We start from the raw sequence: 18,598 nt of genomic DNA, 5'->3' as shown, positions 1-18,598 counted from the left end.
CCGCGCTGCGCAGTCCCCGGGGCGCGGCGTGAAGCTGGACGCGGCCCCGGGGCGCTGCCATGGCGGGCCGTTACAGTTCGGTGACTTGTACCTCCTGGTCAAACACCGCCTGGGTCAGCTCCAGCACCAGGCGCCTTTCCGCGGCCTGGCGACGAGCCGTCAGTTGGTCGAGCTTGTGCTGGTAACGGGCACTGTTGAATGCCCCGCCCTCGGCATCACCGTCCAGCGCGGTCAGCAGGTTGTAGTAGGTGTTGTCGTGGGCATTGAAGCGCGCTTCGTTGGCCTTGACCTGGCGCAGGTTGGCCACCCAGAAATCACGCGCGGCCACCGATTCGACCATCGCGGTGCTGCCGTCCATGGCCAGAATGCTCGCCTGGGTGGTGGCCACGGCCTGCTCGCTGACGTCGGCGGTACGCGCAAACCGCATGCCCTTGGGTTGCCCCGGCAAGTCCAGGGTATCGGCCAGGCGGGTGCGATAGACCAACTGCACTTCAGCCACGTCCGGCGCCGTGGTGCGGCCGCGGACATCGGCGAACGCGGCCTTGTCCACCTCGTCGAGGCGGAAGAGGCCCTTGGCCAGTTTCAACAGCGGCAACTGCCGCACTTCCCCTGTCACGCCCCGGGAGGCTTCGAACACCAGGCTGCGCACCTGCAACACACTGAATAGCAGCGACGCACCATCGCCGCAGGTACCACCGTGGGCAGCCTCCTCGAACAGCGTCTCGCGCAACTCGGTGTAGTCGCTGGCCGCCTCGATCATCTTCCATACCCGCTCGCGCAAATCCGTGTAGGTCTCGGCGTGCTGGAAGTCGCGGGACTCGGCCAGCTCATCGAGCACTTGAAAGAACGCCTGGGAGCCCGGCTCGGCACGCAAGGTTTGCCATTTCGCTTTCAGCCCTTCGTGCGCAGCGGTTGGCACACGTTGCAGCCAGCGCGTGGCGCCTTCGGTGCCCGGCGCCACCGGGGCCTGAGCGGTAAAACTGGCCAGGCCAAATCGGTTGCCCGTTACCGCGTGCTGCTCACGCAGGGCATCCAGGGTAGGCGCGCTCAGCGGGTTGCCCTCCAGGTGAGTATCACGGTTGATGCGTCCGATCTGCTCGGCCCGCTCGGCAGGCGGTGCCAGCACGTCGGCTGGCAGCGTGTTCAGACGGTTGTGGCGCAGGTCCAGAACGCCCATTTCCGGAAGTTGCAGCACGCTGGCAGGATACTCCTGCAGGCCTGCCCCAGGCAGTCGAACACCGCGCAGAGCCCGCAGGCTGGTCATGTCCGGTGGGGTACCCAGCGGATTGAAGCCCAGGTCCAACTCGCGCAATTGCGTGAGCTGGCCGAGCACCTGGGCAGCGGGCTCGCCCCACACGATACGGTTATGGCTCAGGCGCAGACGAGTCAGGCCGCGCATGCGGGTCACGGACGTGGGAATGGTGGTCAACTCGTTACGCGTCAGGTTCAGGTGGCGCAGCTCGCTGAACTGCTCCAGGAAAACCGTGGGGCCCTCGCCCGAGAGTCCCGTGGACTGCAGTATCAGACTCTTGACGTGGCTGAAATCGGCTTCCAGCGGCCCGAGCCCATCCAGGCGCATGCCGTTGAGGTTCATCTCGAACCCTACCCGTGCGCCAGCATGGGTGACCACCCTCGGGGTGCTGCGCCGCGCCGCGCGGGTGATTTCCTGCGCAACGTTGGTACGGTTCAGGGCCTGGGGAGTGTTCTTGCCATACAGCGCCTTGCCGGCCGAGACCCACTTGTCCAACTGCTTGCCCAGCCGCTTGAGTTCACTGCGCTGGCCTTGCAGCCATGCTCGCAACTGCGGCTCGGGCCGCTCCAATGCGGTGAGCATGTCGAAAATCTCCGTCGTCTCCAGGTTCGGGTACAACTCGCCAACACCCGCCACCAGAGCAGCGTCAAAGGTGATCATGTGACCTCGGCCACTGGCCGGGTAGCCGATACGCGATCCCACCCGTACCGGGCTGTTGAAACCACCCTGACGGCCGCGCTGGATACCCAGCAACGTGGCGACCTGATTGCGGTCGATGGCTGCGCCCGGCGGGGTCTTTCCCCAAGCGTCGTTCAGCACGGCACTGTCGGCATTGGCCAAGGCTGGCTGGAAAAACCCGGCGATGGCGCGGTTGATGCGCCGTTCACGCAACAGGACTCGCGCCTCTTCGGCCATGCGCAGCGGCACCCGGCCAGCTTTCAGGCGCTCCAGTTCGTCGAAGGTCGCGCCTTCGATCAGCTCTCGCTGCTGGGCACTGTCCAGGCCGGGGAAGTCGCGGCCCAAGGCTTCGCTGCCCGGTGCCCTGGGCACCGTCTCGGTGGTGAGCAGGGTGGGTAGCACATCAGGCCGGCGCCCTTCCAGTTGTTCGGCCAGCAACGCTTGCAGGCCTTCCATCCGTGCCGCCCGCCCCTGGTGGCTCACGCTGCCCAACAGCTCGTCGCAGGCGCTATCCCCCAGGCCATCGAGCAACTGGCCCATGCGCTCGCCGCTGGCGAGGTCAGCGCGCACCAACGATACCCATCGCGCAGCAGGGTTGCTGACATCACCATAGTCAGTGGACAGGCCCCAGGGCTCGCTACCTTCGAACAGCTGAAGCACCAGTGATGAGGGCCAGCGAGGGTGTTCCACCATCACCTCCATCGGCACCGGCCAGCCTTCGGGCATCGCCTGCCCTTCACGCACGCAGGCCACCAGGCGCTCGACCCTTCGCGCCGCGGCCACCCGCTCCAGCGTATCGCTGAGTTCCAGCGGTGGCGGCGCCCCCTCCACTACGGCCTGGCGCAATACGGCTTCGTCCTCCCCGGTGATCGACAGCGCCTGCTCCAGTTCGGCATCGGTCAGGGTCGCGGCATGGGGCGTCGCACGCTGCAGCAGGCGCCTGCGCGACCAGCGCAAGGGGTTCTCGCCTTGGTGTTTCCAGGTGCCGCGGCCATCGCTGGTCACCGGCGGGCGATAGGCGCTGGGGTCACCGGGCCGGCAGATCACGCGCTGGCCCGTAAGGGTATCCACCTCGGTCAGGTACAGCTTGCCATCCAGCGCAACGTAATACGCCCCCTCCCGTGCATACAAGCCCTGGGCGTCCGGCAACCACTGCGGCTCCAGCATGAGCTCGGTGGCGTAGGGGGTGATGTCCGGGTACCACAGGCGCTGCGTGCCGTCTGCCAACTGCACCGGTACCAGGTCTTCCACGAAGGGGTTGACGCTGCCGTAGAATTTCACCGTCTGATGCGCCACGACACCCACCACGATATTCAGCGCCAGGCCGCCCAAGTGCTCCCAGGCTGATTCCAAGTGGTGGTCGGCCAGGTCCGCCAGGCCGTGGTATAGCTCACCCATGGCCTGGGCCGCGATGATCGGCAGCATCACCTGGCCCAGACCGGGGATGAACAGCGCCGCGAAGTTGAGCACATTGATACCGCTTTGCAGATAGCCCTCCCAACGGTCCAGGGTGGCCAGGTAGTCTACCCGCGCCGTGGGGATAGCCAGGCACGCCGCCTGGCTGCGGAGCCAGGCCATGTGCCGCTCGTGCAGGTGGTCGAGCAGCGGCGCTTGCAAAGGGGCCGTCAATGCCCCGAGGGTGACGCGCTCGCGGGCCAGTTGCGCGGTCAGGCGCTGCAGGAAGTCCGGGCGGGTAGCCATGTCCACACGACCGAGAAACTCGTTGCGGTAAGCCGGGTCGCGCAGGCGGTTGGCCAGATCGGTGATGAAAGCGGCGCTGCTGGCGTATTGGCGCAAAGGCGCCTGACTGTCCCCGGGCATCCACACAATGCACGGCTGGGCTGCGGCGGCGGAATTTGCGGGCATGAACACTACCACGTCGTGCAGCACCGCCTGCAGTATCTCCAACTGCAAGCCTTGCATGGCCAGGCCTGCACGCAGCAGCGGCTTGTCCTCGATAACCTGGCCGAACAGGGTAAAGGTAGCCGCGTCGATATCGCCCTTGAGCACCGCCACCTGGCGCAGGCAGTCCAGCTCTGCCACTCGCGCCGCCAACAGGGCCCCGCGCACAGGTGCAGGAAGCAGCACCCGGTCCAGGTATTGCTGGTATTGCCGGCCGATGTCCAGGTCCCGGCATTCGCGTGCAAAGGCTTGCGGGGTGATGGACAGCCTTGCGCCGGGCTTGAAGTCGAAGACGGGGAAGTCGGCTTGTTCAGGCAGCAGGTCACTGAAATCGCCATTCTGATCGCCCGGGTTCGACGGCGGCAGACGCTCGAGGATCGGCCCTGGCACGTAGTCAACGGTGTAGCCGTGGCGCGCGACCAGGCCACTGTTGAGGTCAAACGCCTGGTCCTGGTTGAAGTTGTGCAGCGCGGCCAGCAACAGGCTCTGTTCCAGGGGGGTGCGCTTGACCGCGACGCTCAGCCAGGATGCCTGTTCGCGGACCTGCACCAGTAGCGTTTCGTGGACGTTCACCGCGCGCCCGCACAATTGGGTCAGGCGCTCGTTGAGCAATGGTTCGGCGAACGCCAGCACACTCTTGAATTCGCCCAGCGCCGCCGAAACCGCCGTGCGGGCAGCGGCGCGGGCTTTCTGGCTGGCGAGCAGCGCCTGCTGGCGTGCCACTGGCGCCTGGCTGAACCAGGTGGCGCATTTGCCACCGGGAAGGTATTGCTCGCTCAACAGGCTGGCCCCAAGGGTGTCCAGCGTCGGTTTGTCCAGCGCGGTCATCCAGCCTGGCAGGCGCTGAAGGGCAAACGAGGTGTGGGGGTGAGAGGCAGGTAGTTCGGGTGTGTTGGCCATGATGGCGCTCCTGTGTCGAGAAGCGCCCAGCAAACCAAGCCTGCGGCCAACGGTGGTGCTGCATATTTACCCAGGGCAATTTCGCCTATAGTGAAGCGACCTTGACCGTTCAGGCCCCGTACCAATGTCCAAAGCTCTGCTCGTCCTGTTATCCCTGGCCCTGGCCGCCTGCTCCAGCACGCCCAAACCACCTGACCCCGAACAACTGGCGCAGATCGAAGCCGCCAACCTGCACACCGATGCCGACATGACCCAGGTGCTGGCCAAACTCGCCAGCCTCAACCCGCAACCCATCGAGAACCTGGACGTCGACACCGCGCGGCTGCAGCCCACGTTGGCGGATGCCGCCAAGGCGTTGATGGCCGACCAGGGCCGGGACAGCGACCCGTCGGTGCTGGTGCCCGAGGTAAGCGCCTACGACCGCACGGTACCCGGTGCGGCAGGGCAGATCCCGGCCACGGTCTACACACCGCCAGGCGATAACTACAAGCCGGTGATCCTGTATTTTCATGGCGGTGGCTGGGTACTGGCCGACCGCAAGGTCTACGACAGCAGTGCCCGTGCACTGGCCAAGCTGGCTGATGCGGTGGTGGTGTCCATCGATTACCGCCGCGCCCCGGAAGACCGATTCCCGGCGGCCGCCGATGATGGCGTGGCGGTATACCGCTGGTTGACTCATTATGCCAAGGCCGTGGGCGGCGACCCGCAGCACCTGGCACTGGCTGGCGAAAGTGCCGGCGGCAATCTGGCACTGGCCACCTCCATCGCCGCCCACGAGCAGGGGCTGGCGGCGCCCAAGCAGGTACTGGCCATCTACCCTGTCACGCAGACCGGTAGCGATACCGAATCGTACGGCAAGTACGCCCATGCCAAACCGCTGAATGCGGCGATGATGCCGTGGTTCTTCAACCAGTTGCTTGCGGACCCGGCGCAGAAACAGGACCCACGCCTGGACGTGCTGCATGCCAACCTGCAGGGCCTGGCACCGGTGACGCTGATCAATGCCGAGGTCGACCCCCTGCGTGACGATGGCGCACTGATGGAAACCGCGCTGAAGGCGGCCGGGGTGAGCGTGGAGCGCCGGGTCTACAGTGGCGTGACCCATGAATTCTTCGGGCTGGGGCCGTTGGTGCAACAGGCGGCCCAGGCCCAGGCGTATGCCGGGGAACGCCTCAAGGCCGACCTGCACCGCTGAGGTCATACCCTTGCAGAATCGACGCAGGCTCGGGAAGCCGGCAACGCGCACTGGCCGTCACACTGCAGCGCACGCTTGCCGAGCTTCGCCCGGTCCCACAGCGGCATCACACTTGTGGGACCGGGTGCGCCGGTATCAGCCGGCCAGGCCGACGTAGACGTTCTGCACGTCGTCGTTTTCGTCGATGGCTTCCAGGAACGCTTCGACTTCGGCCATCTGCTCGTCGCTCAGGCCCGATACCGGGTTCTTCGGCATGTAGCCGATCTTCGCCGCCACCACGGTGAAGTGCTGCTCAGGCAACGCCTTGCACACCGCATCCAGGTCGGTGATGTCGGTGACGAACAGGGTCGCGCCCTCTTCCTCGCCCGGCTCGAAATCCTGGGCGCCGGCTTCGATGGCAGCCATTTCCGGGTCAGCGTCGCCGTTGGCCGGGGTGGCCTCGATCATCCCTACGTGGTTGAAGTCCCACGACACCGAGCCTTCTGCGCCCAGGGTGCCCTTGCGGAACAGCACGCGGATCTGCGACACGGTACGGTTGACGTTATCGGTCAGGCATTCGACGATCACGGGCACCTGGTGCGGGGCGAAGCCCTCGTACTTGACCAGGGTGTAGTTGACCGCGTCGCCGCCGATGCCCGCGCCTTTCTTGATGGCGCGTTCCAGGGTTTCGCGAGTCATGGAGGCTTTCTTGGCCTGCTCGATCACCAGCCGCAGGCGCGCGTTGGTGTCGGGGTCGGTACCGGCCCGCGCGGCAATCGAAATTTCCTTGGACAGCTTGCCGAAGATGCGCCCTTTGGCGTTGGCTGCTGCTTCTCTGTGTTTAGCTTTCCACTGTGCGCCCATTTCAACTCTCTTTCTCTGGCGCCGATACCGGTAACGATCAGCGCATCCTCCCAGTTTATACGTTGTGGGAGCAGCCTTGCCAGCCAGCGTGCTTCGGCTCACGCCAGGGGGGCGAGTTCGAGAAACGCACGGATCAGCCGCAGCGCTCGGCGCCGCTCCAGGCAGCCGACCATGTGCCGGTTCTGCAGCCCTTCCCCGCGCAACGGCACCGCCACCACCCTGGGGTCGTGGCCCAGCTCCACCGACGAGACGATACCAATGCCCAAGTGCGCTGCCACCGCTTCGGTCACTGCCTCGCGGCTGTCCAGTTCCAGCAACACCCGCGGCACCACGCCTGCGTGGGCGCACGCCTGGTCGAAGGTACGACGGGTAATGGAGTGGGGCTCGCGCAACACCATGATCTGCTGATCCAGTTGTCCAAGGTCCACGGCCTGCCCCGCCCACGGGTGGCCGGCGGGCACCAGCGCACAGATCTGCGACAGGCCAAGGGCCTGCAAATGCAGGCCCTTGCGCGGCTCTACCTCGGTCATCACCGCCACGTCGACATGCTCGGCGGTCAGCGCCGCCAGGGTTTCCTGGGCGTTGCCCAGGCGCAGGTTCACAGTGATGCCCGGGTACCTGGCGCGCAAGGCAGCAAGCATGGGCATTACCCGGTGCGGCCCGTCGGCGGCCACTTCCAGGCGCCCGGTGAGTAACTGGCGATTGGCTTCCAGCATCGCCTGGGCCTCATCGGCCAGGCCGAACATCGCGCGTGTGATCGCTGCCAGGCGCGTGCCCTCCTCGGTCAGTTCCACCCGTCGGGCGGTGCGTCGCAACAGGGTGATCTGGTAGTGCTCTTCCAGCGCTTTCACGTGCCCGGTTACCGCCGGTTGGCTGATGAACAGACGCTCGGCAGCCCGGGTAAAGCTGCCCTCACGGGCCACGGCATCGAAGGCTCGCAGTTGGAACAGGTTCATGAATCGGCCTGACTTATAGTTGGGATAACAACAAACAATTTGATTGATGCCTCGCGCAATTGCAACTTAGGCGCCGTAGGTTCAGCCCATCGCTTGCGAGGAATACCCATGAGCACCACCGCCCCCCTCCTGCTAACCCCAGGCCCATTGACCACTTCGGCCCGTACGCGTCAGGCGATGATGATGGATTGGGGTTCATGGGATGCCCGCTTCAACCAGTTGACCGCCAGCGTCTGCGAACAGCTGCTGGCCATCATCAACGGCGCTGCCAGCCATCACTGCGTGCCCCTGCAAGGCAGCGGCACCTTCGCGGTGGAGGCGGCCATTGGTACCCTGGTGCCCCGCGACGGCAAGGTGCTGGTGCTGATCAATGGCGCCTACGGCCAGCGCCTGGCGACGATATGCAAGGTACTGGGGCGCGCCTGTAGCACCTTCGAGACCGCCGAGGACCAGCCCACCACTGCCGCCGATGTCGACCGACTGCTGGCGCAAGACCCCGGCGTGAGCCACGTGGCGCTGATCCATTGCGAGACGAGCACCGGCATTCTCAACCCTCTGCCTGAAATCGCCCAAGTGGTGGCGCGCCATGGCAAGCGCCTGATCATCGATGCCATGAGCTCGTTCGGTGCCCTGCCCATCGACGCCCGCCAGGTGCCCTTCGACGCGCTGGTCGCCGCGTCCGGCAAGTGCCTGGAAGGCGTGCCGGGCATGGGGTTCGTGTTCGCGAGCAAGGCCGCCCTCGCCCAGGCCGAAGGCAACAGCCACTCCCTGGCCATGGACCTGCATGACCAGCACGCCTATATGGCCAGGACCGGCCAGTGGCGTTTCACCCCCCCTACCCATGTGGTGGCGGCGTTGCACGAAGCCTTGCTGCAGTACAACGAGGAAGGCGGCCTGAGCGCCCGTCACGCCCGCTACGCCGACAACTGCCAGGCGCTGCTGGACGGCATGGCGGCGCTGGGCCTGCGCAGCTTCCTGCCAGCCGCCATCCAGGCGCCGATCATCGTCACCTTCCACGCCCCGCGAGACCCGCGCTACCGCTTCACGGACTTCTACGAACGGGTCAAGGCCAAGGGGTTCATCCTCTACCCGGGCAAATTGACCCAGGTGGACACCTTCCGCGTCGGCTGTATCGGCTGCGTGGACCGTGGCGGCATGCAAGCCGCCGTCGATGCCGTGGCGCAGGTGCTGCGCGAGATGGAAGTGCTGGATAGCTGAACTGCCCCTTTCTTCGACCTTCAAGCCTTTGTTTCAGGACCGTCATCATGAACTACAGCAACCCGAGCAAAACCCAGGCCGTGATCCTCGATTGGGCCGGTACCGTCGTCGATTTCGGCTCGTTCGCACCCACGCAGATCTTCGTCGAGGCCTTCGCCGAGTTCGATGTGCAGGTGTCCATCGAGGAAGCCCGCGGCCCCATGGGCATGGGCAAGTGGGACCACATCCGCACCCTGTGCGACGTGCCGGCGATCAGCGAGCGATACGCCAAGGTGTTTGGCCGCGCGCCCAGCGACGAGGACGTGACCGCTCTCTACAACCGCTTCATGCCACTGCAGATCGAAAAGATAGCGGCGCATTCGGCCCTGATTCCCGGCGCGCTGGCCACCATCACCGCCCTGCGCAACGGTGGCCTGAAGATCGGCTCGTGCTCAGGCTATCCGGCGGTGGTCATGGCAAAGGTGGTGGAACTGGCCCGCCAGAATGGTTACGTCGCCGACCACGTGGTGGCCACCGATGAGGTGCCCGATGGCCGCCCATGGCCATCCCAGGCACTGGCCAACGTCATCGCCCTGGGCATTGATGACGTGGCGGCGTGCGTGAAGGTGGATGACACCGTGCCAGGCATTCTGGAGGGTCGCCGCGCCGGCATGTGGACGGTGGCACTGGTGTGCTCGGGCAATGCCCTGGGGTTGACGTACGAAGGCTACAAAGCGCTGGATGCAGCGACCTTGGACAGCGAGCGCAAGCGCATCCACACACTGTTCGAAGGCTCGCGGCCGCACTACCTGATCGACACCATCAACGAGCTGCCCGGGGTGATCGCCGACATCAACCGGCGCCTGGCGGCCGGTGAGATGCCGCAGGCCTGCTGATACGGCGCCGGTGTGCCCCCGAGCGTCGCCCGGCCCCGCAGGGTAACGGGGTCAGCTGGGGGCCCGGACGGAGTTCGGGAAGGGCGCTGCCGCATTACGCCTTGTGGTAGCGCTCCACCCACTGCGCGTAAGCATCAATGAAGCCCTGCAGGAAGGGTTTGCTCTTCTCGGCCAACGCCCCGGCTTCATCGAACAAGGCCGCCGCATTTCCCACGTAAGCCTCCGGCTGCTGCATGCACGGCACATCCAGGAACACCAGCGACTGGCGCAAGTGGTGGTTGGCACCAAAGCCGCCAATGGCCCCCGGCGACACACTGATCACCGCCCCCGGCTTGCCGGCCCAGGAACTCTTTCCATAAGGACGCGACCCCACGTCGATGGCATTCTTCAGCGGCGCCGGCACCGAGCGGTTGTACTCCGGGGTGACGAAAAGCACGGCATCCGACGAACCGAGCTGCTGACGAAACGCCGCATAGGCTTGCGGTGGTGTACCATCGATGTCTTCGTTATACAGCGGCAGGTCGCCTATTTCGATAATCTTCAACGACAGGCTCGGCGGAGCCAGGGCAATCAGCGCCTGGGCCACCTTGCGGTTGAGGGATGCTTTTCTCAAGCTGCCGACCAGGACGGCCACCGAATACACCTTGCTCATGACTGCTCCACCCTTTAATGCAAAAAGAAGGTGTAGGTATAGATGAGCCTGGCGTGCTTTGCCTTCCCGGATCGCCACGGCGGTTTTTTTTCATCGACGGTAAAACTTCCCAGCTAAAACAGTGGTCTACAAGGCGCAAGTTTCACACGTGGATATATTCAGAGGTTGTAATTCAATGGCTGCAGTACTCGTTGGACAGTTTCATGCACGGGATGCCGAAGGTCGGATCTACCCGGTGCATGAATTCCAGGAAGCCACAGTGGAGGCTGATGGCAGCAGCGCTGCGGCTCCAAGGACCACCTATCGCCTGGCCATTGGCGATCGCGTCACCCACCTGGGCGACGACCGGTTTCAGCTAGTGCAGAGCGGCGTCGAGATCGTCCGCATCCCCTGAGCCGTCCCCGCGCCGCTGGCGGTGGTGGCGAATCGCCCGGCATAATGGCCGTTCGAGCATGCACGCTCCCCTCCCCGGGCACGGACTCCATCCATGCGACTACGCCACATTGAAGTGATTCAGGCGCTCATGCACGGCGGCAGCCTCAGTGCTGCCGCCGAATTGCTGCAACTGCCCCAGGACAGCATCGCCGCCCTGCTCCAGGACGCCGAAAGCCAGAGCGGCCTGCTGCTGTTCGCCCGGGTGCGCGGGCGCTTCCAGCCCACCGACGAAGCGCTGAAGCTGACCACGGCTCTGACCCTTCTGGACGGGCCGCTGGAACAGATACGCCGGGTGGCCGCCGACCTGCGCCTGCATCAGGAAATACCCTTGCGGGTCGTCTGCACCGAAGCCCTGGCTCACCGCCTGCTGCCCCAGAGCCTCGCCGCCCTGCGCCGTCGCTTTCAGGACACCCCCTGCCAACTGCTGAGCCAACCCACCACCACCATCGTGCGCAGCCTGCTGCTGCGTGAGGGCGAACTGGGCCTGAGCTTGCAAGACCCCAACCACCCGGACATCCACTGTGCCGCCCTGCTGGAAGGCAAACTGCACCTGCTGGCCCCCCATGGCTGGTTGTCGCCGAAGCACAGATACATCGGTATCCAGGAGTTGGCGGGGCAAGCCATGATCGGCCTGGAAGGCCACGACCCCATCAGCCTGCGCCTCGACGCGCGCCTGGAAGCCCTGCGCCCGGCGCCCAAGGTACAGACCCGGGTGCAGAACTATTCGATGATGCGCAGCATGGTGGAAGCGGGAGAAGGTCTGGCCGTGGTCGACCCGTTCACCGCCGCCGGGGCTCGCGAGGCCGGGCTGGATGTGTGCCCGATCTCGCCAGCACTGCCGGTGACCTTGTATGCGCTGACACTCAAGGGCCAGGAACCGAGCGCGGCGCTCAAGGCGCTGCTGGAGATCGTCGAGCAGAAAGGCCAGGCGTTGCTGACCCCTTGAGTCCTGGAGATCACGCTAGAACATCAGGTACCAGAACATCGCCACCTCACTGGTCTGCGGGTCGATGCCGCGATAGCGCAGATGGTCCAGCCCGCCCAGTTCGAACCCGTAGGCTTCATACAACCGGCAGGCCGCCAGGTTGTTGTTCTGGGTTTCCAGCATCACCCCCGGCAGGCACTTTTTCTGCGCCCACCAGCTGACCACATCCAGCAACGCTCGAGCCACGCCATGGCGGCGAGCCGGTGCGTGCACGGCCAGTTCATCCACATGGGCCAGCCCGTTCCAATTGGTGCTGACCACCACATGGCCCACCGCCTGGCCGTCGAGCCAGGCGACGAAGATGGCACTGTCGTCCTTGTCGCGGTAGCTGCTGAACTCGTCGGGGTCGATGCCGTAGCATTTTCGGTAAGGCGCCACGGGCTCGACGGGCCATTGGGCCACTGGCCGGCCGATCTGCGGCCTGGCGTAGCCACGCACTTGAAAAGCGTATTCACTGCCCAGCACATAGGGCGCGAAGCCGTCATCGGCCACGCGCACACTGATGCCGGCGCTGGCCATCAGGCCGACGCGCCCTGCTGCGCCTCCAGCAGCTGAGTCCACAGCGCCGGGGCACCGGCCGACTTGGCGATGATCGCCAGGCGCGCCTCGTGCTCCGCCAACTCAGCCTCGCTGGCGAGAATCACCGGCGCGCGCCGACGGTCGGCCGGCAGGCGACGGATCTCGCTGCCCTGGTTGCCCGAGCCCTCGGCGCCGTCACTGGCGTTGCCCGCCAGCGACAGGCTGGTCTGGCCACCGGTCATGGCCAGGTAAACGTCCGCCAGAATCTCGGAGTCGAGCAATGCGCCGTGCAGCTCGCGGCCCGAGTTGTCTACCCCGTAGCGCTTGCACAGGGCGTCGAGGCTGTTGCGCTGGCCCGGGTGGCGCTCACGGGCCATGGCCAGGGTGTCGAGCACCGTGCAGTAGGTCGTCACATCAGCGCGGTCGAGCTGGCCCATCAAGGCGAATTCGTTGTTGATGAAGCCAACGTCGAACGCTGCGTTGTGGATGATCAGCTCGGCGCCCTTGATGAACTCGAAGAACTCATCGGCTACTTCGGCAAAACGCGGCTTGCCGATCAGGAACTGGTCAGTGATACCGTGAACGCCGATGGCGCCCTCGTCACTCTCGCGGTCGGGCTGCAGGTACACGTGGAAATTGCGCCCGGTCAAGCGCCGGCCGATGACTTCGACACAACCGATCTCGATGATCCGGTGGCCATCGGTGACCGGCATACCGGTGGTTTCGGTATCGAGGACTACGTATCTCGTCGCCATGGGTACAACACTCTCGTCATTTCAACAGCGGGAACAGCCGTGCACTTTAGCACAGGTGGGCGGCGGGAACATCGTTGCCAGCCGGGTTCGGCTACCGCATATTAACGCCCTGAACTGACTGGAGCGCCCCACCGCCATGACATCCCACCTGGACACCGTCCACGACCGGCACGACACCGGTAGCACCAAATGGAACCGCTACCCGGCCGATGTTCTGCCGTTATGGATTGCCGACATGGACTTCGCCGTGGCCCCTGGCATCATCCAGGCCCTGCAGGCGCGCCTGACCCACCCGATGCTGGGCTACAGCGTGGCGCAGGACAGCCTGCGCGACACTTTGGTGGCCGCCCTGCGCGAGCTGTTCGACTGGGAGGTGGCGCCTGAAGAACTGGTCTTCCTGCCAGGTGTGGAAGGGGGCGTGAACATGGCGCTCAATAGTCTGCTGGCACCGGGCACCGGGGTCGTGGTACAGACGCCCAACTACCGGCCGTTGCTCAACGCCGCAGGGCACTGGAAGCTGCCGCGCATCGACCTGCCTTTCCATGCCGACGCCAATGGCCTGTACCCCACCGACCTGGCGGCGCTGGATGCGGCGCTGGGCACCGCCGGCGCGATGATCCTGAGCAACCCGCACAACCCGCTGGGCAAGGTGTTCGAACGCGCCGAACTGCAAGCCATCGCCGACGCCTGCGTGGCGCACGACACGCTGCTGATCAGTGATGAAATCCATGCACAGATCCTGTTCGACGGGCGCAAGCACATTCCCATCGCCAGCCTGAACGATGAAATTGCCCAGCGCACCATCACCCTGATGTCGGCGACCAAGGCGTTCAACATCGCCGGCATGAAGAACGCGTTCGCGATCATCAGGAACCCGGCACTGCGGCACCGTTTCAACACGGCGCGCCAGGGGATGGTGGACAGCGTCAGCACCCTGGGGCTGGTGGCGACCGAGGCGGCGTTCAAGCACGGCAAGGAGTGGCTGGCGGAGGTCATTGCGTATTTGCAGGCCAACCGCGATGACCTGGCCAATGCCGTGGCGACCCGGTTGCCAGGGGTCAGGATGATCGCGCCCCAGGCCACCTACCTGGCGTGGCTGGATTGCACTGGCCTGGGCCTGAACGACCCGCATGCCTTCTTCCTGAAGGAAGCGAAGGTAGGGCTGAGCCCGGGAACGGACTTCGCCGATGAAGGCGCCGGGCAATTCGTGCGCTTGAACTTCGGCTGCCCGCGAGCGTTGCTCGAGGACGGCATCGCGCGCATGGAGCGAGCTTTGGGAAGCAAGAGCACGGCAAAGAATTAGCCATTGCCCTGCAGGACCGGGGAGCTCGGGAAGGGGCACCAAGGGCTACCTGAAAAACTCCAGCGCCTGCTTCCCGAGCTGGCGCCCGGTCCTACAGCGTGGGCTGCGGCAGTGGTGTTTCCCAGTAGGCCCGGGCGAAGCTCGGGAAGGGCCACCACGGACTACCTGAAAAACTCCAGCGCCTGCTTCCCGAGCTGGCGCCTGGTCCCACAGGGTCGGCTGCGGAAGCGATGTTTCCCAGTAGGACCGGGCGAAGCTCGGGAAGGGCCACCACGGACTACCTGAAAAACCCCAGCACCTGCTTCCCGAGCTGGCGCCCGGCCCCACAGGTAGGGCTGCGGAAGCGATGTTTCCCAGTAGGCCCGGGCGAAGCTCGGGAAGGGCCACCACGGACTACCTGAAAAACTCCAGCGCCTGCTTCCCGAGCTGGCGCCCGGTCCCACAGGGTGGGCTGCGGCCGTCAGGATGCACTCTGCTCAGCGCTTCAGTGCCCGAACCTCATCCACCCCACGGTTCGCCAACTGGTCAGCCCGTTCGTTGCCGTGATGCCCGGTGTGCCCGCGCACCCATTTCCAGGTCACGGTGTGGCGGCCAACCTGCTCGTCCAGCAGTTGCCACAGGTCGGCGTTTTTCACCGGCTGCTTGGCGGCGGTTTTCCAGCCGCGCTTCTTCCAGTTGACCATCCACTCGTTGATGCCTTTCATCACGTATTCGGAGTCGGTCACCAACAGCACTTCACATGGCCTCTTGAGCTCTTCCAGGCCACGAATGGCGGCCATCAGTTCCATGCGGTTGTTGGTGGTGGCCGCTTCGCCACCCCACAGTTCCTTCTCCACACCCTTGCATACCAGCAGGGCACCCCAACCGCCGACGCCCGGGTTGCCCTTGCAGGCACCGTCGGTGAAGATTTCAACGCTATCGCTCATTACTACCTATCCGTCGATGTCAGGATTCGCTGTTGCGCCGATTGACCTTGGCCATCGGCAACGGGATCAGCTTGCCCATGGGTTCGCGACGCACCTGGCGCAAGGGCCTGAGGCCTACCACCAGTTTGCGCGCGACCAGAATATAGAAGCCGCCGCCGGCACTCTGCCAGCGCCCGGCGCGGCGCTCCCAGCCAGCCAGGCGGGCTTGCCAGGCGGGGGACGCGAGCGGCGGACGATAGCACCCGAAGCGGCGTTTCTCCAGCGCAAAGCCCAGCAGGTTGAGCCAGTCGCCTACCCGCGAAGCGGAAAAGCAGCGAGCCTTGCGCAAGGCATCATGGGCGAAGGCCCGGCGCAGGCCCCAGGCGCTCCAGGGGTTGATGCCCACGATGATCAGGTGGCCGCCGGGCCGCACCGCGCTGGCGGCCTCGCGCAGCAGACCATGGGGAGACAGGCTGAAATCCAGGCCATGCTGCAGCACCACCACGTCGGCGGCGTGCTCGCTCAGGGGCCACGCCTGTTCCTCGCAGACAATCTCCACCCCGGGCAACGGCGCCCCCAGGCGCACGTTGCGCTGTACCTGCGGGGCCTGGGGCGGCACTTGCGCGCTGGGGCCGTAATGCACCAGGTAACCCCCGAAGAAACGGCCCAGTTCCTCTTCGAGCAACGTCTGTTCCTCACGCAGCAGGAAGTGCCCCACCGGCCCTTCGAACCAGTCGCGGGCCTGGCCGATCAGTTCCAGCCATTCGGGGTCAGCTTGCGCAAACGCTTTATCGGTCATTGCCGTCTCCACTCGAAGAGGTTCACCAACAGCCCATCAGGCTCTAAGATGCACCATTATTCAATGCTTAGCGAATCGCGCCATGATACAGATCGACGCACTGCCAGCCTTCAACGATAACTACCTGTGGTTGTTACAAGACGCTGCAAGCAAGCGCTGCGCCGTGGTCGATCCCGGCGACGCGGCCCCGGTTCGGGCCTGGCTTGCGCAGCACCCGGACTGGCGACTGACCGACATTCTGGTCACCCACCACCACAACGACCATGTGGGCGGCGTGGCCGAACTCAAGCAGCTCACCGGTGCCACGGTGTACGGGCCGGCGAATGAAAACATCCCGGCTCGCGACGTGGCACTGGACGACAACGCCACCGTGCAGGTCCTGGGCCTGGACTTCCAGGTGTTCACCGTGCCCGGCCACACACTGGGCCATATCGCCTTTTACCATGGTGGCAGCGAACCGCTGCTGTTCAGCGGCGACACCCTCTTCGCTGGCGGTTGCGGCCGCCTGTTCGAGGGCACCCCTGCGCAGATGCATCAATCGCTCCAACGCCTGGCGGCACTGCCGGACGACACCGCCGTGTACTGCGCCCACGAGTATACGTTGAGCAACCTGCGCTTCGCCCGTGCCGTTGAACCCAACAACCCGCACGTTGCCCAGCGCTTTGCCGACGTTACCCGCCTGCGCGAGCAAAATCGCATCACCCTGCCCTCCTCGATCGGCCTGGAGCGGCAGACCAACCCCTTTTTGCGCGTTCACGAGGCCAGCGTCAAAGAAAAAGCAGACGAACGGACAGGCCACGCAAACCCTTCTCCCGACACTGTTTTTGCTGCACTAAGGGCTTGGAAAGATAAGTTCTAAAGCGGTTGCGGTTACGTCGAAAAATTCTGAAAGGTTGACCCAGGGAAGGGCACTTTCTAGAATCCCCCGACATTTTTGCCCGGAACTTCCTCCCAGCCAATGTCGTCCACCATTCGAAAGCCCTTCACTTCCGACGCATTGACGCGGCTCGCACAAGCCGTCGCGCTGGCCCTGCCCGTTGTTCTGGCAGGCTGCCAAAGCACGAGCCAGGTTCCGGATGCCGAAAGCGTTCGGCTGCACAGCCTGAACACGCGCATCAAGCAAAAACCCATTTTCCCCGAGGTACAGCAGGCCCAGCAGGCGCCCCAGGACGTATGGGAACGCATGCGCCAGGGCTTCCAGTTGCAGGATGGCGTAGCGGTGAACCCGCGGGTCGAACAGCAGCGCTTGTGGTTCGTCAGCAACCCCTCGTTCCTGGAAAATGCCAGCGGCCGCGGCAGCCTGTACATGCACTACATCGTGGAGCGCCTGGAAGAGCGCAACATGCCGTTGGAGCTGGCGCTGTTGCCAGTGATCGAAAGCGCCTACAACCCCATGGCCTATTCGCGCAGCGATGCCAGCGGGCTGTGGCAGTTCATTCCGTCCACCGGCCGCTATTTCAACCTGCGCCAGACCCGTTTCTACGACGGCCGTCGCGACGTCACCGCCTCCACCGCCGCCGCGCTGGACTACCTGAGCCGCCTGCACGACATGTTCAACGGCGACTGGCTGCTGGCGCTGGCGGCCTACAACGCCGGTGAAGGCACGGTCAGCCGGGCCATCGAACGCAACGAGAAGCTGGGCCTGCCCACCGACTACTGGAACCTGCCCCTGCCCCAGGAAACCAAGGACTACGTGCCCAAGCTGCTGGCACTGTCGGAATTGGTGATGTCCCCCGAGGCCTACGGCGTGAACCTGAACCCCATCGCCAACCAGCCCTATTTCGAGGTGGTGGAAGTCAACCAGCAGATGGACCTGGGCCGCGTGGCAGCCCTGGCCAACATCGACGAGGACGAGCTGTTCCAGCTCAACCCCGCCCTCAAGCAGCGCATGACCGTGGACGGCCCCCAGCACCTGCTGGTGCCGACCGCCAAGGCGCACATGCTGACCGAGAGCCTGGCGAAAATGGGCCCGGAAGAACTGCTGAGCCTGGCGCCTACACGCAAGGTCATGGCAGACATCGCCCGCGCCGAACTGCCGGCCCGTCGCCGGGCCTACAAGGTCAAGCGCGGCGACAACCTGAGCCTGATCGCCAAGGCCAACAAGGTCGACGTCCGCGACCTCCAGCGCTGGAACAAGCTGTCGGGCATGCACCTGAAGGTCGGCCAGACCCTGGTGATGCAGGACAACACCCGCGCCGTGGCCAAGGGCCGTGGCAAGGCTACCGCCGTGGCCAGCGCCGGCAACGGCAAGAATCGCCAGGTCGCCACCCGCTACAAGATCCGCAAGGGCGACTCGCTGTACGTGGTGGCCCAGCGTTTCAATGTCGAGGTCAACCACCTCAAGCGCTGGAACCCCAACACCGCGCGCGCGCTGAAGCCAGGCCAGACCCTGGTCGTGTACCGCGACCGCTGATACCTGCCCCCTG

The 18,598-nt window shown here is 65.1% G+C and carries 16 protein-coding genes; 8 read left to right on the top strand and 8 right to left on the bottom strand.

Annotated features, from left to right (window positions below; genetic code table 11):
• Window positions 1-70 precede the first annotated feature (70 nt).
• Window positions 71-4,732, bottom strand: a complete 4,662-nt coding sequence (locus QBK88_RS04630; protein ID WP_277961097.1) for an NEL-type E3 ubiquitin ligase domain-containing protein — start codon at window positions 4,730-4,732, stop codon at window positions 71-73.
• A gap of 124 nt (window positions 4,733-4,856) precedes the next feature.
• Here QBK88_RS04630 and QBK88_RS04625 point away from each other — a divergent pair, with 124 nt between their 5' ends.
• Complete coding sequence (locus QBK88_RS04625; RefSeq protein ID WP_277961096.1) at window positions 4,857-5,927, top strand: alpha/beta hydrolase; 1,071 nt, start codon at window positions 4,857-4,859, stop codon at window positions 5,925-5,927.
• Window positions 5,928-6,062: 135 nt separating this feature from the next.
• On the opposite strand, the gene QBK88_RS04620 is transcribed toward QBK88_RS04625, so the two are convergent.
• Both QBK88_RS04620 and QBK88_RS04615 read right to left on the bottom strand, forming a co-directional pair.
• Entirely contained in the window at window positions 6,063-6,770 is a 708-nt protein-coding gene (locus QBK88_RS04620; protein ID WP_268143937.1) for a YebC/PmpR family DNA-binding transcriptional regulator, read from the bottom strand.
• 98 nt (window positions 6,771-6,868) lie between these two features.
• A complete protein-coding gene (locus QBK88_RS04615; RefSeq protein WP_277961095.1) occupies window positions 6,869-7,726 on the bottom strand; it encodes a LysR substrate-binding domain-containing protein in 858 nt (285 codons plus the stop codon).
• Window positions 7,727-7,834: 108 nt separating this feature from the next.
• Between QBK88_RS04615 and QBK88_RS04610 the strand changes: the two genes are divergently transcribed.
• On the top strand, window positions 7,835-8,944 hold the full coding sequence (locus QBK88_RS04610; protein ID WP_277961094.1) for a 2-aminoethylphosphonate--pyruvate transaminase: 1,110 nt from the start codon (window positions 7,835-7,837) through the stop codon (window positions 8,942-8,944).
• A 47-nt stretch (window positions 8,945-8,991) separates the two neighbouring features.
• Window positions 8,992-9,819, top strand: a complete 828-nt coding sequence (gene phnX, locus QBK88_RS04605; protein ID WP_277961093.1) for a phosphonoacetaldehyde hydrolase — start codon at window positions 8,992-8,994, stop codon at window positions 9,817-9,819.
• Window positions 9,820-9,913: 94 nt separating this feature from the next.
• On the opposite strand, the gene QBK88_RS04600 is transcribed toward phnX, so the two are convergent.
• Window positions 9,914-10,471 carry an NADPH-dependent FMN reductase gene (locus QBK88_RS04600; RefSeq protein ID WP_268143946.1) on the bottom strand — a complete coding sequence of 186 codons (558 nt, stop codon included), beginning with the start codon at window positions 10,469-10,471 and terminating at the stop codon, window positions 9,914-9,916.
• A 175-nt stretch (window positions 10,472-10,646) separates the two neighbouring features.
• On the opposite strand from QBK88_RS04600, the gene QBK88_RS04595 reads away from it, so the two are divergent.
• Window positions 10,647-10,865, top strand: coding sequence for a hypothetical protein (locus QBK88_RS04595; protein ID WP_268143948.1), 219 nt, complete (start codon window positions 10,647-10,649; stop codon window positions 10,863-10,865).
• A gap of 93 nt (window positions 10,866-10,958) precedes the next feature.
• Complete coding sequence (locus tag QBK88_RS04590; RefSeq protein WP_277961092.1) at window positions 10,959-11,852, top strand: LysR family transcriptional regulator; 894 nt, start codon at window positions 10,959-10,961, stop codon at window positions 11,850-11,852.
• A 15-nt stretch (window positions 11,853-11,867) separates the two neighbouring features.
• On the opposite strand, the gene QBK88_RS04585 is transcribed toward QBK88_RS04590, so the two are convergent.
• Window positions 11,868-12,410 (bottom strand): GNAT family N-acetyltransferase, encoded by a 543-nt coding sequence (locus QBK88_RS04585; RefSeq protein ID WP_277961091.1) that lies wholly within the window; start codon window positions 12,408-12,410, stop codon window positions 11,868-11,870.
• The gene (dnaQ, locus tag QBK88_RS04580) at window positions 12,410-13,165 is read right to left on the bottom strand and encodes a DNA polymerase III subunit epsilon (RefSeq protein WP_277961090.1); all 756 of its coding nucleotides are present in this window, start codon (window positions 13,163-13,165) and stop codon (window positions 12,410-12,412) included. The genes QBK88_RS04585 and dnaQ overlap by 1 nt, the downstream gene beginning before the upstream one ends.
• Before the next feature lie 136 nt (window positions 13,166-13,301).
• On the opposite strand from dnaQ, the gene QBK88_RS04575 reads away from it, so the two are divergent.
• Window positions 13,302-14,468, top strand: coding sequence for a PatB family C-S lyase (locus tag QBK88_RS04575; RefSeq protein ID WP_277961089.1), 1,167 nt, complete (start codon window positions 13,302-13,304; stop codon window positions 14,466-14,468).
• A 476-nt stretch (window positions 14,469-14,944) separates the two neighbouring features.
• Here the strand turns inward: QBK88_RS04575 and rnhA are convergent, their stop codons facing one another.
• Window positions 14,945-15,394 (bottom strand): ribonuclease HI, encoded by a 450-nt coding sequence (rnhA, locus tag QBK88_RS04570; protein WP_158153797.1) that lies wholly within the window; start codon window positions 15,392-15,394, stop codon window positions 14,945-14,947.
• Window positions 15,395-15,413: 19 nt separating this feature from the next.
• The gene (locus QBK88_RS04565; protein WP_268143957.1) at window positions 15,414-16,172 is read right to left on the bottom strand and encodes a class I SAM-dependent methyltransferase; all 759 of its coding nucleotides are present in this window, start codon (window positions 16,170-16,172) and stop codon (window positions 15,414-15,416) included.
• An 82-nt stretch (window positions 16,173-16,254) separates the two neighbouring features.
• Here QBK88_RS04565 and gloB point away from each other — a divergent pair, with 82 nt between their 5' ends.
• Entirely contained in the window at window positions 16,255-17,031 is a 777-nt protein-coding gene (gene gloB / locus QBK88_RS04560) for a hydroxyacylglutathione hydrolase (RefSeq protein ID WP_277961088.1), read from the top strand.
• Window positions 17,032-17,130: 99 nt separating this feature from the next.
• Window positions 17,131-18,585 (top strand): transglycosylase SLT domain-containing protein, encoded by a 1,455-nt coding sequence (locus tag QBK88_RS04555; RefSeq protein ID WP_277961087.1) that lies wholly within the window; start codon window positions 17,131-17,133, stop codon window positions 18,583-18,585.
• Window positions 18,586-18,598 lie beyond the last annotated feature (13 nt).

The sequence above is a fragment of the Pseudomonas sp. RIT-To-2 genome, assembly GCF_029623465.1.
Classification (GTDB): domain Bacteria; phylum Pseudomonadota; class Gammaproteobacteria; order Pseudomonadales; family Pseudomonadaceae; genus Aquipseudomonas; species Aquipseudomonas silvicola.
This window is presented reverse-complemented; position numbering and strand designations above follow the sequence as displayed.

What these genes read in the sequence shown, in the direction of transcription:
- QBK88_RS04630 (WP_277961097.1), bottom strand. Translation starts at nt 4,732, where the DNA reads ATGGCCAACACACCCGAACTACCTGCCTCTCACCCCCACACCTCGTTT.
- QBK88_RS04625 (WP_277961096.1), top strand. Translation starts at nt 4,857, where the DNA reads ATGTCCAAAGCTCTGCTCGTCCTGTTATCCCTGGCCCTGGCCGCCTGC.
- QBK88_RS04620 (WP_268143937.1), bottom strand. Translation starts at nt 6,770, where the DNA reads ATGGGCGCACAGTGGAAAGCTAAACACAGAGAAGCAGCAGCCAACGCC.
- QBK88_RS04615 (WP_277961095.1), bottom strand. Translation starts at nt 7,726, where the DNA reads ATGAACCTGTTCCAACTGCGAGCCTTCGATGCCGTGGCCCGTGAGGGC.
- QBK88_RS04610 (WP_277961094.1), top strand. Translation starts at nt 7,835, where the DNA reads ATGAGCACCACCGCCCCCCTCCTGCTAACCCCAGGCCCATTGACCACT.
- phnX (WP_277961093.1), top strand. Translation starts at nt 8,992, where the DNA reads ATGAACTACAGCAACCCGAGCAAAACCCAGGCCGTGATCCTCGATTGG.
- QBK88_RS04600 (WP_268143946.1), bottom strand. Translation starts at nt 10,471, where the DNA reads ATGAGCAAGGTGTATTCGGTGGCCGTCCTGGTCGGCAGCTTGAGAAAA.
- QBK88_RS04595 (WP_268143948.1), top strand. Translation starts at nt 10,647, where the DNA reads ATGGCTGCAGTACTCGTTGGACAGTTTCATGCACGGGATGCCGAAGGT.
- QBK88_RS04590 (WP_277961092.1), top strand. Translation starts at nt 10,959, where the DNA reads ATGCGACTACGCCACATTGAAGTGATTCAGGCGCTCATGCACGGCGGC.
- QBK88_RS04585 (WP_277961091.1), bottom strand. Translation starts at nt 12,410, where the DNA reads ATGGCCAGCGCCGGCATCAGTGTGCGCGTGGCCGATGACGGCTTCGCG.
- dnaQ (WP_277961090.1), bottom strand. Translation starts at nt 13,165, where the DNA reads ATGGCGACGAGATACGTAGTCCTCGATACCGAAACCACCGGTATGCCG.
- QBK88_RS04575 (WP_277961089.1), top strand. Translation starts at nt 13,302, where the DNA reads ATGACATCCCACCTGGACACCGTCCACGACCGGCACGACACCGGTAGC.
- rnhA (WP_158153797.1), bottom strand. Translation starts at nt 15,394, where the DNA reads ATGAGCGATAGCGTTGAAATCTTCACCGACGGTGCCTGCAAGGGCAAC.
- QBK88_RS04565 (WP_268143957.1), bottom strand. Translation starts at nt 16,172, where the DNA reads ATGACCGATAAAGCGTTTGCGCAAGCTGACCCCGAATGGCTGGAACTG.
- gloB (WP_277961088.1), top strand. Translation starts at nt 16,255, where the DNA reads ATGATACAGATCGACGCACTGCCAGCCTTCAACGATAACTACCTGTGG.
- QBK88_RS04555 (WP_277961087.1), top strand. Translation starts at nt 17,131, where the DNA reads ATGTCGTCCACCATTCGAAAGCCCTTCACTTCCGACGCATTGACGCGG.